This is a genomic window from Streptomyces sp. NPDC005496 (genome assembly GCF_042872045.1).
GTDB lineage: Bacteria > Actinomycetota > Actinomycetes > Streptomycetales > Streptomycetaceae > Streptomyces.
Window position 1 is genome coordinate 261,830 of the sequence record NZ_JBIAJQ010000008.1, and the last position, 16,089, is coordinate 277,918.

The following is a 16,089-nucleotide window of genomic DNA, read 5'->3' on the forward strand; positions in this document are numbered from 1 at the left end:
CGTCAAGGACGAACCGGACGTCGTCAGGGAGGCGTCAAGAGCGAGCTGGCTCGATCATCCCGGGGGTTTGCTGAGGTCGTCCGTTCGATCCGAATCTCTTCTAGGAGCTCGCGATGGCCGACCTGGCCTTCGTCGTCGTCACGCTCGCGGTGTTCGCGCTGGTGGCTCTCGTCGCCAAGGGGGTGACGAAGCTGTGACCGCCGAGAACATCGTCGGCCTCGTCGTGGCCGTCGCCCTGCTGGGCTATCTCGTCCTCGCCCTGATCTACCCGGAGAGGTTCTGAGAAGCACCATGAGCCCCGTCCTCGCAGGCGTGCTCCAACTGCTCGCGCTCATAGCGGCTCTGGCACTCGCCTACGTCCCCCTCGGCAACCACCTGGCCAGGGTCTACTCCTCCGGCAGGCATCTGCGTGCCGAGAAGTGGATCTACAAGGCGATCGGCGCCGACCCGAACGCCGGGATGCGCTGGCCCGCGTACCTGCGCGGCGTGCTGGCCTTCTCCGCGGCCGGCGTCTTCTTCCTGTACGCGCTTCAGCGGCTGCAGGGCCACCTGCCCGGCTCGCTCGGCTTCCGGTCCATCGACCCCGACCAGGCCTTCAACACCGCGGCGTCGTTCGTCACGAACACCAACTGGCAGTCCTACTACGGCGAACAGGCCATGGGACACGTCGTGCAGACCGCCGGTCTGGCGGTGCAGAACTTCGTCTCCGCGGCCGTCGGCATGGCGGTCGCCGTGGCCCTGGTGCGGGGCTTCGCACGCTCCCGCACCGGTGAACTCGGCAACTTCTGGTCCGATCTGGTGCGCGGTGTCGTCCGCGTCCTGCTACCGGGCGCGGTGATCGCCGCGATCGTGCTCGTGGCCTGCGGTGCCGTCCAGAACTTCTCCGGCATCCACGAGGTCGGCCAGTTCCTGGGCGGCTCACAGCAGTGGAACGGCGGCGCGGTCGCCTCACAGGAGGCCGTCAAGGAACTGGGCACGAACGGCGGCGGCTACTTCAACGCCAACTCCGCGCACCCTTTCGAGAACCCCACGCCCTTCACCAACCTGTTCGAGATCTTCCTGATGTTGGTGATCCCGGTCGCCCTGACCCGCACCTTCGGCGTCATGGTCGGCTCCGTCAGGCAGGGATACGCGATCCTCGCGACGATGGCGGCCATCTGGGTCGGCTTCGTCGCCCTGATGATGTGGACCGAGTTCCAGCACCACGGACCGGCGCTCGACATCGCCGGCGGTGCGATGGAGGGCAAGGAGACCCGCATCGGGGTCGGGGCCTCGTCGATCTTCGCGGTGTCCACGACGCTTACCTCGACGGGCGCCGTGGACTCCTTCCACTCCTCGTTCACCGGCCTCGGCGGCGGGATCACGCTGCTGGGCATGCAGCTCGGCGAGATCGCGCCCGGCGGCACCGGCTCCGGGCTGTACGGGATGCTCGTCATGGCGGTGATCGCGGTGTTCGTCGCCGGCCTGATGGTCGGCCGCACCCCCGAGTACCTGGGCAAGAGGATCGGCGTCCGCCAGATCAAGTTCGCGGCCCTGTACATCCTCATCACCCCGGCCCTGGTGCTCGTCCTGACCGCCGCCGCCATGGCCCTGTCGACGCCCGGGCACTCGATGACCAACGCGGGCGCGCACGGCTTCTCCGAGATCCTGTACGCCTACACCTCGGCCGCCAACAACAACGGCTCCGCCTTCGCCGGCCTGAACGCCGACACGCAGTGGTTCAACACCACGCTCGGGCTGGCCATGCTCCTCGGACGCTTCCTGCCGATGGTGTTCGTCCTGGCCCTGGCCGGTTCGCTCGCCGGACAGCGGCCGGTCCCGGCGACCGCGGGCACCCTGCGCACCGAGAAGCCGCTGTTCGCGGGCCTCCTGGTGGGCGCGATCATCGTCATCACCGGCCTGACCTACTTCCCGGCCCTCGCACTGGGACCGCTGGCCGAGGGGCTGGCGATATGAGCACCCGCACCCGTGGAACCGGCGCCGGCAAGTCCCCCGCGGACGGGGCCCGAAGCGACAAGAACCGTACCGAGAACCAAGAGGACGCGATGTCCACAGCCACCCCGACCCGGGCGCCGCACGGCGATGTACCGGCCGTTCACCAGGACCGACAGCGCGCGGGCGCCGGCGTGTTCGGTCCCCGGCAGCTGCTCAAGGCGCTGCCGGACGCCCTCCGCAAGCTCGACCCGCGCGTGATGGTCACCTCGCCCGTGATGTTCGTCGTCCTCGTCGGCTCGGTGCTGACCACGGCGTTCGCGTTCAAGGACCCGGAAGACTGGTTCGGCTGGACGATCAGCGCGTGGCTCTGGCTGACCGTGATCTTCGCCAACCTCGCGGAGGCGGTCGCCGAGGGACGCGGCAAGGCGCAGGCGGACACCCTGCGCAGGGCGAAGACCGGCACGGTCGCCCGGCGCCTCGACGGTCCCTCGGAGGAGCGGGTGCCCGGCACCGAACTGCGCGTCGGCGACCTGGTGGTGTGCGAGGCGGGCGACATCGTCCCCGGCGACGGTGACGTCGTCGAGGGCGTGGCGTCCGTGGACGAGTCGGCGATCACGGGCGAGTCGGCACCGGTCATCCGCGAGTCCGGAGGCGACCGCAGCGCCGTCACCGGCGGGACCAGGGTCCTGTCCGACCGGATCGTCGTCCGGATCACGACGAAGCCGGGGGAGACCTTCATCGACCGGATGATCAGCCTGGTCGAGGGGGCGGCACGGCAGAAGACGCCCAACGAGATCGCGCTGAACATCCTGCTCGCCTCGCTCACCGTCGCCTTCCTGCTCGCGGTCGCCACCCTGCCCCCGTTCGCCGGGTACGCGGGTACGCACCTGACCATGGTCGTCCTGGTGGCGCTGCTGGTCTGCCTGATCCCCACCACCATCGGCGCGCTGCTGTCGGCGATCGGCATCGCCGGCATGGACAGGCTGGTCCAGCGCAACGTCCTCGCGATGTCGGGCCGCGCCGTCGAGGCGGCCGGTGACGTATCGACGCTGCTGCTCGACAAGACGGGCACCATCACCCTCGGCAACCGCCGCGCCTCGGAGTTCGTGCCGGTGACCGGCGCCACCGAGGCCGAGGTCGCCGAGGCCGCCCGGCTCTCCTCGCTGGCGGACGAGACGCCCGAGGGCCGCTCCGTCGTCGTCCTGGCGAGGGAGGCGTACGGGCTGCGCGAGGCCGATCCGGTGGTCCCGGCGCACGCCGAGTGGATCGGGTTCACCGCGCAGACCCGCATGTCGGGCGTGGACGTGGACGGGCGCAGCATCCGCAAGGGCGCCGCGGGCTCGGTCATCGCCTGGGTCCGGGACCGCGGGGGAGCGGTGTCCGCGGACGCGGGCGCGCTGGCCGACCGGATCGCCGAAGCGGGCGGCACACCGCTGCTCGTGGCCGTCGAGGACGAGCGGGGCGCCCGGGTGCTGGGCGTGATCCACCTCAAGGACGTCGTCAAGGAGGGCATGCGGGAGCGGTTCGGCGAGCTGCGCCGCATGGGCATCAGGACCGTCATGATCACGGGTGACAACCCGCTGACGGCCAAGGCGATCGCGGACGAGGCGGGTGTCGACGACTTCCTCGCGGAGGCGACACCCGAGGACAAGATGGCGCTCATCAGGCAGGAGCAGTCGGGCGGCAGGCTCGTCGCGATGACCGGCGACGGCACGAACGACGCGCCGGCCCTCGCCCAGGCCGACGTCGGCGTGGCCATGAACACCGGAACCTCGGCCGCCAAGGAGGCCGGGAACATGGTCGATCTGGACTCCGATCCGACCAAGCTCATCGAGATCGTCGAGATCGGCAAGCAACTCCTCATCACTCGGGGCGCGTTGACGACGTTCTCGATCGCCAACGACGTCGCGAAGTACTTCGCGATCATCCCCGCCCTGTTCGCCGCGGTCTACCCGGGCCTGGACCGGCTGAACATCATGCGGCTGTCCTCGCCGGACTCCGCGATCCTGTCCGCCGTCGTCTTCAACGCACTGATCATCATCGCGCTGGTCCCGCTCGCCCTGCGGGGTGTGCGGTACCGGCCGATGAGCGCGGACCGGCTGCTGCGGCGCAACCTCGGCGTCTACGGACTGGGCGGCCTGATCGCGCCGTTCGCCGGGATCAAGCTCATCGACCTGCTCATCTCCCTCATCCCAGGAATCGGCTGAACGCCATGAACAACTCGGTCACCAACTCCGCCCGGCTGCTCTGGGCCGGCCTGCGGGCCCTCCTGGTGCTCACCGTCGTGACGGGGATCCTGTATCCGCTCGCGGTCACCGGTGTCGCCCAGGCACTGTTCCCCGACAAGGCGAACGGCTCGCGGACATCGGCCGACGGCAGGGTCGTGGGCTCCTCGCTCATCGGCCAGTCCTACGACCTGCCCTCGGCGAAGGGCCGGCAGACGCCCGAGCCCGACCTGAAGTGGTTCCAGGGCCGCCCGCGGAACGGGCTCGGCACCAACACCGTCAACACGCGGTACGACCTGATCCTGTCCGGCGCCACCAACCGTGCCGCCGACGACAAGGACCTCATCGCCTGGGTGACGGCCGCGAAGAAGGCCGTCGTCGAGGACAACTCGGTGAACGGCTACACGGTCAGGCCCTCCGATGTGCCCCCCGACGCGGTGACGTCCTCCGGATCGGGCCTGGACCCGGACATCTCCCCGGAGTACGCCGACCTCCAGGTGCACCGCGTGGCCGAGCGGAACGCCCTGCCGGTCGCCCGGGTGCAGCGGCTCGTCGACGAGCACACCGAGGGCCGCACCCTCGGCTTCATGGGTGAACCGCGCGTCAACGTCCTCGAACTCAACGTCGCGCTGCGGGCGTTGACAGCGAAGGGGTGAGTCAGCTCGCCGCCGCGGTCTCGGCGAGCTTCTGGAACTCACCGAGGTCGTAGTTGGCCAGCGCCGAGTCCAGGTTGGTCAGCGCGCCGATGTGCTCCACGAAGCCCTTCGGGTCGTACTCGATCTGCAGGGCCACCCTGCTCGACGTCTCACTGAGCCGGTGGAAGGTGACGACACCGGCGTGGTGGACGCCCTCGGTGGTCCGCCAGGCGATCCGCTCCTCGGGGATCACCTCGGTGAGTTCCGCGACGAAGTTCTTGTCCGCGCCCGGCAGGGACAGCTGCCAGGCGAAACGCCGTTCGTCGAGCGGCTCCACGATGCGTACGTGGCTGAGGAACGACGGCCATCGGGTCACGTCGCTCCACAGCGCCCAGGTGACGGCCACCGGGGCTTCGATGTCGACGGTCTCCACCAGGGAGGCGGACATGCGGCACCTCTTTCTCGACTGCGGTCGTACGGGTCCGTGAGGCCTCGGCTACCCGCCGCCGCCGTGCTCACACGGGCACCGCCGCCTCACCCGGTGGACACCGCCGTCACCTCCGGCGGCGGGTCGGCGAGGAGCCGCAGCAGCCAGTACGCGCTCTCCTCCGCCCCGTCGGTGTCGGCGGCGCCCTCGGCCACCGGGGCCGGCGCGGGGAACAGCCGCATCCAGGACGCGGCCCGGCCGAGGGCGCTCAGCCGCCACGCCAGGTCCACGGCCCGTCGCAGGTCAGCCGTCGTCCGCCCCGGCTCCGTCCACGGTTCGAGGTAGGCGTCCCGGAGCCGCGGCAGCACCTGCGGCCCGTACCGTTCGGCGGCGCTCCGGGCGGCGACCGGCAGGCTGCAGAAAGGGTGCGAGACGGCCGCGTCGCCCCAGTCGAAGAAGACGAACCGTCCGGGCTCCGGACGGAACAACTGCCCGTCGTGGAGGTCGGAGTGGTCGAGGGAGTCGGCGATCCCGAGGGCCGCGAGCTCCGCGCACCACTCCTCCAGACGCGGGCGGAGCTTCTCCAGCCTCGCCCGCTCGTCCGGCTCCAGCGCGGAGTTGCCGGCGAGGAGCCGGTCGAAGACGTCGGGCAGGGCGGAGGTGCGGGCGCTCGGGACACCCAGCGTCTCCATCTGCCGGGTGTGACCCACCAGCGTGCGCTGCATCGCCGCGTACCGGCCCAGGAACTCCTCCCACGCCCGCGGGCCCGCCGTCTCCCGGTCGAGTACGTCCCTGAAGAGTTCACCGCCGTCGGGCAGCAGCGACCAGCCCCGATCGGCGTCGACCGCCAGCGGCTCCAGCACCTGCCCCGGCACCCAGCGCGCCAGCGACTCCGTCAGAGCGCCCTCGAAGGCACCGGCCGGCGGACTCGCCTTGAACCACACGGCGCCGTCCGCGCCGACGGGGAAGCGCACCAGGACGGACCACGGCCGAACCCGTACCGTCGACGGCCCCTCGACGCGCAGGCCATGACCGGACAGTCGCTCCCGCACCCAGCCCAGAGCCGCCTGCCGCCACGCCTCCCGCTCCCAGGGAGTCACCGCGTCCTGGTACCGCCCCCGGTCCACGACCGCCACCTCGTACGCCATCGCGCCATCACAGCAGCGCGCCGGACGAGGTGCCACCTGTTTTTCCGGTGCAGCCCCGGTCAGCCGGCCGCCGACGACCGCCACGCGGAAGACCGCAGCAGCCGCAGCCCGTTGAGCCCGACGAGCACGGTGGAACCCTCGTGACCGGCCACGCCCAGAGGCAGGGGGAGACGCCCGGCCAGGTCCCACACCACCAGGACCCCGATGCACACGGAGGCGATGACGAGGTTCTGCACCACCAGTCGCCGGGCCCGGCGCGAGAGGGCGACGACGGCGGGCACGGTGGCCAGTTCGTCACGCACGACGACGGCGTCCGCGCTCTCCAGGGCCAGGTCCGACCCCGCCCGGCCCATGGCGATGCCGCAGTGCGCGGCGGCCAGCGCGGGAGCGTCGTTCACCCCGTCGCCGACGACCAGGACCCGCTCGCCGACCCGCTCCCACTCCCGCACGGCCGCCACCTTGTCCTGGGGCAGCAGCGCGGACCGTACGTCGGTGATCCCGGCCTCGCTCGCCAGGCGGCTCGCGGCCCGCGCGTTGTCGCCCGTGAGCAGTGCCGGGGCCGACCCGGTGAGACGGCCGAGCGCGGCGACGGCGTCCGCCGCGCCCGGACGCAGCCGGTCGCTCACGCCGAGGACCGCGACCGGCGTGCCGTCGACCAGGACGACGACGGCCGTTCGCCCCTCGGCCTCCGCCTCCGCCACGGCCGCCCGGGCCGTGGCGTCGGCGTCGGGCAGGTGGGCCGGGCTGCCGACCCGCACCTCGTGGCCCTCGACCACGGCCCGCACGCCCCGGCCGGGCACGGCCGAGAAGTCCTCCGCGGGCGCCGGCTGCACACCGGCCTCGCGGGCGGCGGCGACCACCGCGCGGGCGAGGGGGTGCTCGCTGGGGTGTTCGGCGCCGGCGGCGAGGGCGAGCGCCCGCCGCTCGTCCACGCCCGCACCGGGCAGTGCCCGTACCTCGACGACCTCGGGGGCGCCTTCGGTGAGCGTGCCGGTCTTGTCCAGGGCGACCCGGGTCACGGTCCCCAACCGCTCCATCACCACGGCCGACTTGACGAGGACGCCGTGCCGTCCGGCGTTGGCGATCGCGGACAGCAGCGGGGGCATGGTGGCCAGCACCACCGCACAGGGCGAGGCCACGATCATGAACGTCATCGCACGCAGCAGGGTCTCGGTGACGTCGGCGCCGAAGGCGGTCGGCACGGCGAACAGGGCGAGCGTCGCGACCACCACGCCGACCGAGTAGCGCTGCTCGATCCTCTCGATGAACAGCTGGGTCGGCGCCTTGGTGGCGCTCGCCTCCTCGACCATGGCGGCGATCCGCGCGATGACCGACCGGGACGGATCCTCGGTCACGCGTACGCGCAGTGCCCCGGTGCCGTTCAGCGTCCCGGCGAACACTCCGTCCCCGACCGTCCTGGGCACCGGGAGGGGCTCACCCGTGATGGTGGCCTGGTCCACGTCACTGGCCCCCTCCAGCACGGTCCCGTCCGCGGGCAGCCGCTCACCGGGCCGTACGAGCACGGTGTCGCCGGTCCGCAGGGCGGCCGCCTCGACGCTCTCCTCGCCGCCCTCCGGGGGCAGCCGCACCGCCGTGGCGGGGGCCAGGCCGAGGAGCCCGCGCACGGAGTCCTCGGTACGCCGGGTCGCCAGGGCCTCCAGCGCGCCGGACACCGCGAAGATCACGATCAGCAGTCCGCCGTCGAGGAACTGTCCGATGGCCGCGGCGCCCAGAGCGGCCACCACCATCAGCAGGTCGACGTCGAGACCGCGCTCGCGCAACGCCTGGACGCCCGCCCGGCCGGGCTCCCAGCCGCCCGCTGCGTAGCAGAGGGCGTAGAGCGGGCCCCAGGTCCAGGCGGGCGCGCCCGCGAGATCGATCGGGAACGCCGACAGGAAGGCCACCAGGGACAGCGCCGCCCACCGGACCTCGGGAAGCGCCGACAGGCGGGTGCGGCGGGGCCGAGGGGGTGCCGGGCGGCCGGAGACCGGGGACGGCCGGTCGTCGACCAGCGCAGAAGCCATCGGAGGACACCTCGTGGGTCGGTGCGGGGACAGGGACGGAAGCCTCCACCGTAACGGAACGTATGAAGATGTCTTCAAGTGTTCCCTCTGAATTCCTGGAGCCGGAAGTCCCGGGCTCTCGCCCCCGCGCCTCAGGTGATCGGTGCGAGGACCGAGGGCTCGACGCTCCGTTGTGGGCCCGCCACCGTGGGTGCGAGGATGCACGACGCCAGCACATGACGACCGGGGGCGAAGAGTGAGTGACGCGCAGCGGGAGCCGGAGGCGGCCGTGGTGTTCGACGCGCTGGGGGCCGACTACGAGAAGGCGTTCGCCGGATCGGAGCCGCACCGGCGGTCACTGGAGGGGCTGCTCGCTAGGCTGCGCCCCGGCAGCGGAGTGCTCGACGTGGGGAGCGGCACGGGGCGGCCCACCGCCTCGACACTCGCCGCGGCGGGCCACGACGTGCTCGGTGTCGACGTCTCACCGGTCATGGTCGAACTCGCCGCCCGCCAGGTGCCCGAAGCCGCCTTCCGCTGCGCGGACATCCGTGAAGTCCCGCTGGAGGAAGCCTCGTTCGACGGGGTCTGCGTGTACTTCTCGTTGCTCCAGCTGTCCCGCGAGGAGCAGTCGGCCCTGGTGGCGCGGCTGGCGCGGACGGTGAGGCCCGGCGGGGATCTGGTGCTCGCCACCGTGCCCGTGGACGTCGAGGGCGTCGACGCCGTCTTCATGGGGCAGCCCGTGCGGGTGACGAGCTACTCGGCGGCGGACTTCACCGCGATGGTGAAGGGGGCCGGCCTGGAGGTGCTGGCGGAGGAGAGCGCGATGTTCACCCCCGCTCACCCGGACGCCGCCCCCGAACCGCATCTCTTCCTGCACTGTGTGCGTCCGGCCCTCTGACCCGCCGTCCGGCCGTGCGGGGTGGTCCTACGACGGGACGGCGGCACCGTCGAACGAGTCGTCCGCCTCCGGTTCCTGCGGCGGATCGCTGAGCTGTTCGCGTACGTAGTTCCAGACGACGGCGATCAGCGCGGCGACCGGGACCGCCAGCAGGCTGCCCACGATGCCGGCCAGGCTGCCGCCCAGCGTGACCGCGAGCAGGACCACCGCCGCGTGCAGGCCGAGGCCGCGGCTTTGGATGATCGGCTGGAACACGTTCCCTTCGAGCTGCTGCACCACGATGATGATCGCCAGCACGAGGAGGGCGTCCGTCAGGCCGTTCGACACCAGCGCGATGAGCACGGCCACGAAGCCCGCGAACAGGGCACCCACGATCGGCACGAACGCGGACACGAAGGTCAGCACGGCCAGCGGCAGCACCAGCGGCACTCCCAGCACCCACAGTCCGATACCGATGAAGACGGCGTCGAGCAGGCCCACGAATGCCTGGGAGCGCACGAACGCGCCGAGCGTGTCCCAACCGCGCTCGGCCACGGTCGGGATGTCGGTCGCGAGACGGCCGGGCAGCTGACGGGTCAGCCACGGCAGGAACCGCGGGCCGTCCTTGAGGAAGAAGAACATCAGGAAGACGGCCACCACGGCGGTGACGACACCGTCGATCACCGTGTTCACTCCGGTGAAGACGGCGGTGACCCAGCTGCCCGCGCTGTTCCTGATCCGGTCGACGGCGGCGTCCGAGGCCCCGCTGATCTGGTCGTCGCCGATGTTCAGCGGCGGCCCGGCCGCCCACTCCCGCAGTTTGTGGATGCCGTCCACGACCCCGTCGGTGAGTTCGCCGGACTGGGACGCCACCGGCACCGCGATGAGCGCGACGATCCCGGCGGTGACGAGCAGGAACAGCACGGTCACGACCGAGGCCGCCAGGGCGGGGCGCCACCCGCGGCCGCGCAGGAAGCGGGCCAGCGGCCAGGTCAGGGTCGTGATGAAGAGGCCCACTATGAGGGGCCAGACGACCGACCACATGCGGCCCAGCAGCCAGAGGGCCACCGCGGCCAGCACGAGGACCAGCAGCAGATCGACGGAGACCCGTGCCGTGTTGCGCAGCGCGGCGCGCGATTTCGTGGAACTCAGCGTGGCAGACATGGGGGTCACCTTATGGGTACCGCCGACACGCCCTTCTCCGGTGCCGCAGGGACGGCGGGACCCCCGGTGGCTGACGGGCCGTCAACTGCCGGGCGGTTCGGCCGTACCCGTGACGCAGCGCGCCCCCCGCCGGTCGTGACGACCGGCAGGGGGCGGCTTGCGCGGACTGCGCGGGCTCGGAGGCGAGCCCGGTCGGCCCCCCGTCGGGACAAGGGGACCGCAGGGGGACTCAGACCGTCCCGGACTTGACGATTTTGACCGTCGTCTTGGGGGTGCCGCTGGAGGAGCCCTGGGCCTCGATCTGCTTGACGAGGTCGAAGCCCTCGACGACCTCACCGAACACGACGTGCTTGCCGTCGAGCCAGCTGGTGACGATGGTGGTGATGAAGAACTGCGAGCCGTTGGTGTTCCGGCCGGCGTTGGCCATGCTCAGCAGGCCCGGCTTGGTGTGCTTGAGCTTGAAGTTCTCGTCGGCGAACTTCTCGCCGTAGATGCTCTTGCCGCCCGTGCCGTCGCCCCGGGTGAAGTCGCCGCCCTGGAGCATGAACTCCGGGATGATGCGGTGGAACTGCGAGCCCTCGTAGCCGAAGCCGTGCTGGCCGGTGGCGAGCTCCCGGAAGTTGCGCGCGGTCTCGGGCACGACGTCGTCGTAGAGCTTGAAGACGATGCGGCCGGCCGGCTTGTTGCCGATCTCGATGTCGAAGAACACGTTGTCAGTGGTCATACCCACCATGATCACACCATCGCGGCGTGGAACCGACCGATTCCCCGGAGCTGTCACTCTCCTCTCACCGTTTGCGGCATGATGTCCGGCCGTGGCACGTGACCCACGGTGGCCGACGTGTCGCGTGAGGTGGCCGCGCGCGGCGTGGCGGTGGCGGGCCACCGGGGGAGGTGCGACAGTCGAAACGACTGTCCGCGAACCTCGTGAGCCAGGCAGGTGCCCCATGCCGCGACCACAGGCGCCGCTGTTCGTCATGGACGGGCAGGCGAGGGTGCTGTGCTGGAGCGAGTGGGCCCGGCGACTCCTCGGCCGTGCGGCCGAGGACGTGGTGGGTACGCCCGCCCTGCCGATGCTGTCCAAGGAACCGGAGGACGCGGCGCCGTCCCCCGGCGACCGGGGCGACGCCTGGTACGTCCGCCGGGTACCAGGGGACTCCGCGGGACCGGAGTGGGGGGTGTGGCCCGCCGGACCGACCGAACCTGACGGACTCGACGACGCCGTGCTCGACGCGGTCTTCACGCAGTCGGCGGTGGGCCTGCACGTGCTCGACACGGACCTGCGGGTCGTCCGCGTCAACACCGTGGCCGTCGGCATGCGCGGCGTGCCCGAGGACAGCATCGTGGGGCGGTCCGTCACCGAGGCCTACGCGGGGCTGAGCGACGACGTCGTGGAGAGCACCGTGCGCGAGGTGCTGGAGACGGGGCGCCCGAGCCGTGACGTGCTGGTGCGTGCGTACCCGCGTGTGGACCCGGGCCGCGAGCACGTCTTCTCGACCTCGGCCTTCCGCCTCCAGGACAGGACGGGCCGTCCGCTCGGCGTGGTGGCCACTGCCGTGGACGTCACCGAGCGCGAGCGCGCCCAGGCCCGCCTGCGGCTCCTGCGCACCGCGCACGAGACGATCGGCCGCAGTCTGGACGTGCTGCACACCGCCCAGGAACTGGTCGACGTGACCGTGCCCGCGTTCGCCGACGGGATCCTGGTGGCGCTCACCGACTCGGTCCTGCGCGGCAAAGCGCCGGAGACGCTGCCGAGGGAGATCTCCCCGCTGCTGCGCTGCGCGGCCGTCGCGGGCGCCCACTGGCAGCCGCCCGAGCCCGGCGCGATCCTGCTTCCGGGCCTCTTCGGCGGCGAGCTGCCCGCCAAGCCCGCCCTGGTGCCGTCGCCGTCCCCGGACGCGAGTGACGGCGACGGCCTGTCCGGGCAGGTGTCCCTCGTCGTACCGCTCACGGCACGCGGCCAGATCTTCGGTGTCGTCGCCTTCCGCAGGGCCGCGGGTGCGGAGCCGTTCGAGCCGGACGACCTGACCCTCGCCGACGGCATCGCCGCCCGTACGGCGACCTGCCTGGAGAACGCGCTGCGCTTCACCCGCGAGCACATCGTCATGACGGCGCTGCAGGGCAGGCCGCAACGGCAGGAGGCCGCGACCCACCGCGCCGTCGAGATCGCCCAGGGACACCGCGCCGACGGCGGCGGAGCGGGGGCCTGGTGCGACGTGATCCCGCTGTCCGGCGCGCGGGTCGCCCTGGTCGTCGGACAGGTCCAGCAGCCAGGCATCAGCGGCGTGGCGACGATGAGCCAGCTGCGGACCGCCGTGCACAGCCTCGCCGGCCTCGACCTCGAACCCCACGAGCTGCTCGCCCGCCTGCACGCCACGACCCTCAGGCTGGCCGCCGAGCAGGGGGAAGCCTCCGTCGCCGACGCGCCGACCGCGAGCTGTGCGTTCGCCGTCCACGACCCGGTGGCCGGGCGGCTCGACATCGCACGTGCGGGGATGTCGCTGCTGTGCCTCGTCCGCCCGGACGGTTCCGTGGACCCCGCACCGGTGCCGGCCGGGCCGCTCCTCGGCGCCGAGGGACCGCCGTTCCCCTGCGGGTCGGAGGTCCTTCCCGCCGGAAGCACCCTCTGCGTGGCCTCGCAGCCGCTCTCCTCCCGCGGGGTCGCGTCGACGGAGCGGCTGGTCGAAGCCCTCGCGCACCCCGGTCAGAGCCCCCGGTCCATGGCCGACGAGGTGGAGAAGATCCTCGCGGAGGACGCGGTGGTGCTCATCGCGCGCACCCGCCACCTGCCCGCCGACGAACTCGCGGAATGGCACGTACCGGCCGAGCCCTCGGCGGTGCGGCAGACCCGCCGGGACGTCGAACAGCGACTGGAGGAGTGGGGCGTGGACGTCGACCCGTTCTCCGTGCAGCTGGTCGTCAGCGAACTCGTCACCAACGCCGTCCGCTACGGGGAGGCGCCGATCACCCTGCGCCTGCTCAGGGGTGAGGACAGCCTGATCTGCGAGGTGAGCGACGCCGCGCTGACCGCCCCGTACCTGCGGCACGCCAAGGCGAACGAGGAGGGCGGACGAGGACTGCACATCTGCGCGAGCGTCACGGAGAGCTGGGGCGTGCGGTACTCGGACACGGACAAGACGGTCTGGACGGAGATCGCCGTGGGCGGGACCGGCCCGACGGCATGACCGCACGCCTCACCCGCGGCGTCCGCCCGCAGCCTCCCGCGCCGCGTCCGGCCGCCCTCGCCATCCGGCGCTTCGGGGAAGGCGCCACGGGTACACGGCGGGACGAGTCCGTACGCCGTCATCCCGGCCGGGTCGCCGGGGACCGCGGCCGTCCCGAGCGCGCTCATGTCACCCGCTCCTGACCCCGTCACCGTTCGCCGCCGACGATGCGATCGCCGTCCCGCCACGGCCGACCCGCCACCCGGGGGCGAGCCTGCGCACCGGGCGTCGCGGGCCCGCCCGGGTGAGAGCCGGACGAGCGGGAAGAAGGGGTGCGGCCGGCACGGCGGGGCGGCGACCGCCCCGGTGCGGGCGACGACTTCGGCAGGTCGCATACTCGATGATCGTCTGCCCGTGCCGGCCACCGCGACGGGTGCGCCGGACGGCAGCAATCGGAAGGATCGATCGGGGACATGAAGGCAGCGAACGAGCCGGCCATGCCGGAAGAGGTGGAGAGTCCCGCCCTGCGGGAGCAGCCCACCGGTGGACTGGCGAGGTGGCTGCTCCGCCACCGGGTGCAGCCAGTGGGGCCCGCGGCGGGGGAGGGACACACCAAGCCGCAGTCCTGGTGGAAGGTGATGTGCCTGACCGGTGTCGACTACTTCTCCAGCCTGGCCTACGTCCCGGCGATCGCCGCGCTCGCGGCGGGAGCGGTGTCACCGCTGGCGACCCTGCTCATCGTCGCCCTGACCCTGGTCGGCATGCTGCCGATGTACCGGCGCGTGGCCCGAGAGAGCCCGCACGGAGCCGGCTCGGTGGCGATGCTGGAGGACCTGCTGCCGTTCTGGTGGGGCAAGCTCTTCGTGCTGGTCCTGCTCGGGTTCGTGGCCACCTCGTGGATCATCACGATCACCCTGTCCACGGCGGACGCTTCCGTGCACGTGGTGGAGAACCCGTTCTTCCCGCACGCCCTGCACGGCCACGAGGTCGGCCTCACAGTGACCCTGCTCTTGCTCCTCGGCGGGGTGTTCCTCCTCGGGTTCAGCGAGGCGGTCAAGGTGGCCATCCCGCTGGTCGGCGTCTTCCTGGCGCTCAACGCGGTCGTGGTCGGCGTCGGCCTGGTGGACGTCTTCACCACGTCCGGCGCCCTCTCGGCATGGACGGACGCCCTCGGCGACACCGGGGGCGGCTTCGGCGACCTGGCCGAACCGGCCCTGCTAGCGTTCCCGCTGCTCGTGCTCGGCCTGTCCGGATTCGAGACCGGCGTCAGCATGATGCCCCTGGTCGCCGCGAAGGGCAGCGACCCCGAGCAGCAGCTCCGTTCCCGGATCCGCAACACGCGCCGCCTGCTCACGACCGCCGCCCTCATCATGAGCGTGTACCTGCTGGCCGCGAGCTTCGTGACCACCGTCCTCATCCCGCACAAGGAGTTCGAGTCCGGTGGCGAGGCCAACGGCCGCGCACTGGCCTGGCTCGCGCACGAGAAGGTCGGCGAGGCCTTCGGCACCGCCTACGACATCAGCACCATCCTGATCCTGTGGTTCGCCGGGGCGTCCGCGATGGCCGGACTCATCAACATCGTGCCCAGGTACCTCCCGGACTACGGCATGGCCCCCGAGTGGGGACGCGCGGTACGCCCCGTCGTCATCGTCTACACCATCCTGTGCGTCGCCATCACCATCGCCTTCGACGCCGACGTCGACGCGCAGGCCGGGGCCTACGCCACCGGCATCCTGGCCATGATGGTCTCCGGAGCGTTCGCCGTCACGGTCTCCGTCGTCCGCGGCGGCAAGCGTGTGCACGGCATCGGCTTCGGCCTGCTCACCGCGGTCCTGCTCTACGCCCTGATCGCCAACATCATCGACAAGCCCGACGGCATCGCCATCTCGGGGGCGTTCATCGCCGGCATCATCGTCGTCTCACTCGTGTCCCGGGTCTCGCGCACCACCGAACTGCGGGCCGACCGGATCGTGTTCGACGCCGAGGCGCGCCGCTTCATCGACGACACGCTCGCCCACGACAACTCCATCAACATCATCGCCAACCGGCGGGAGACCGGCGCCAGCGCCGAGTACGCCCACAAGGAGCGTGAGCAGCGGGGCAACAACCCGGTGCCCGGCCCGGCCGACGTGCTGTTCCTGGAGATCGACGTGGTGGACCCGTCCGACTTCAGCGAGACCCTCTCCGTACGCGGTGTGGAGGTCGACGGCTACCGGGTCCTGCGCGCCGAGGCCCCGGCGGCACCCAACGCCATCGCGGCGATCCTGCTGGCGCTGCGCAACGCCACCGGCGTCCTGCCGCACTGCTACTTCGCGTGGGCGGAGGGAAGTCCGCTGATCCACATGTTCCGTTACTTCCTGCTCGGCCGCGGCGACACCGCTCCCGTCACCCGCGAGATCATCCGCAGCAACGAGCCGGAGCCCGACCGCCGTCCCGGCATCCACGTCGGCGGCTGACGAAACCACACCCGTGGGGCGGGCCGGCTCCCGCCCCATGGGCCCGGTCCCCTCG

Annotated in this window: 12 protein-coding genes; 7 read left to right on the forward strand and 5 right to left on the reverse strand. The window is 71.9% G+C overall.

Going from position 1 to position 16,089, the window contains the following annotated elements; translation table 11 throughout:
* Window positions 1–193: 193 nt before the first annotated feature.
* From kdpF to ACFYQQ_RS25290, 4 genes are all read left to right on the forward strand, one after another.
* Complete coding sequence (gene kdpF / locus ACFYQQ_RS25275; protein ID WP_018533641.1) at window positions 194–283, forward strand: K(+)-transporting ATPase subunit F; 90 nt, start codon at window positions 194–196, stop codon at window positions 281–283.
* An 8-nt stretch (window positions 284–291) separates the two neighbouring features.
* A complete protein-coding gene (kdpA, locus tag ACFYQQ_RS25280) occupies window positions 292–1,956 on the forward strand; it encodes a potassium-transporting ATPase subunit KdpA (RefSeq protein WP_355787656.1) in 1,665 nt (554 codons plus the stop codon).
* 89 nt (window positions 1,957–2,045) lie between these two features.
* On the forward strand, window positions 2,046–4,142 hold the full coding sequence (gene kdpB, locus ACFYQQ_RS25285) for a potassium-transporting ATPase subunit KdpB (RefSeq protein WP_388905305.1): 2,097 nt from the start codon (window positions 2,046–2,048) through the stop codon (window positions 4,140–4,142).
* A 5-nt stretch (window positions 4,143–4,147) separates the two neighbouring features.
* Complete coding sequence (locus tag ACFYQQ_RS25290) at window positions 4,148–4,816, forward strand: potassium-transporting ATPase subunit C (protein ID WP_355793335.1); 669 nt, start codon at window positions 4,148–4,150, stop codon at window positions 4,814–4,816.
* 1 nt (window position 4,817) lies between these two features.
* Here ACFYQQ_RS25290 and ACFYQQ_RS25295 read toward each other — a convergent pair whose 3' ends face one another.
* The 3 genes from ACFYQQ_RS25295 to ACFYQQ_RS25305 form a co-directional block, all read right to left on the reverse strand.
* Window positions 4,818–5,243, reverse strand: coding sequence for an SRPBCC family protein (locus ACFYQQ_RS25295; protein WP_355793337.1), 426 nt, complete (start codon window positions 5,241–5,243; stop codon window positions 4,818–4,820).
* Between the two features lie 86 nt (window positions 5,244–5,329).
* A complete protein-coding gene (locus ACFYQQ_RS25300; protein WP_355793339.1) occupies window positions 5,330–6,370 on the reverse strand; it encodes a phosphotransferase in 1,041 nt (346 codons plus the stop codon).
* 59 nt (window positions 6,371–6,429) lie between these two features.
* Window positions 6,430–8,394: a heavy metal translocating P-type ATPase gene (locus ACFYQQ_RS25305; RefSeq protein WP_388905189.1), complete on the reverse strand. Its 1,965-nt coding sequence runs from the start codon at window positions 8,392–8,394 to the stop codon at window positions 6,430–6,432.
* Window positions 8,395–8,629: 235 nt separating this feature from the next.
* Here ACFYQQ_RS25305 and ACFYQQ_RS25310 point away from each other — a divergent pair, with 235 nt between their 5' ends.
* Window positions 8,630–9,271, forward strand: a complete 642-nt coding sequence (locus ACFYQQ_RS25310) for a class I SAM-dependent methyltransferase (RefSeq protein WP_355786187.1) — start codon at window positions 8,630–8,632, stop codon at window positions 9,269–9,271.
* Between the two features lie 27 nt (window positions 9,272–9,298).
* On the opposite strand, the gene ACFYQQ_RS25315 is transcribed toward ACFYQQ_RS25310, so the two are convergent.
* A complete protein-coding gene (locus ACFYQQ_RS25315) occupies window positions 9,299–10,414 on the reverse strand; it encodes an AI-2E family transporter (RefSeq protein ID WP_355786190.1) in 1,116 nt (371 codons plus the stop codon).
* 229 nt (window positions 10,415–10,643) lie between these two features.
* Window positions 10,644–11,138, reverse strand: coding sequence for a peptidylprolyl isomerase (locus tag ACFYQQ_RS25320; RefSeq protein WP_355786193.1), 495 nt, complete (start codon window positions 11,136–11,138; stop codon window positions 10,644–10,646).
* Window positions 11,139–11,361: 223 nt separating this feature from the next.
* Between ACFYQQ_RS25320 and ACFYQQ_RS25325 the strand changes: the two genes are divergently transcribed.
* Both ACFYQQ_RS25325 and ACFYQQ_RS25330 read left to right on the forward strand, forming a co-directional pair.
* On the forward strand, window positions 11,362–13,599 hold the full coding sequence (locus ACFYQQ_RS25325; RefSeq protein ID WP_355786195.1) for a SpoIIE family protein phosphatase: 2,238 nt from the start codon (window positions 11,362–11,364) through the stop codon (window positions 13,597–13,599).
* Between the two features lie 452 nt (window positions 13,600–14,051).
* On the forward strand, window positions 14,052–16,034 hold the full coding sequence (locus tag ACFYQQ_RS25330; protein WP_356172240.1) for an amino acid transporter: 1,983 nt from the start codon (window positions 14,052–14,054) through the stop codon (window positions 16,032–16,034).
* Window positions 16,035–16,089 lie beyond the last annotated feature (55 nt).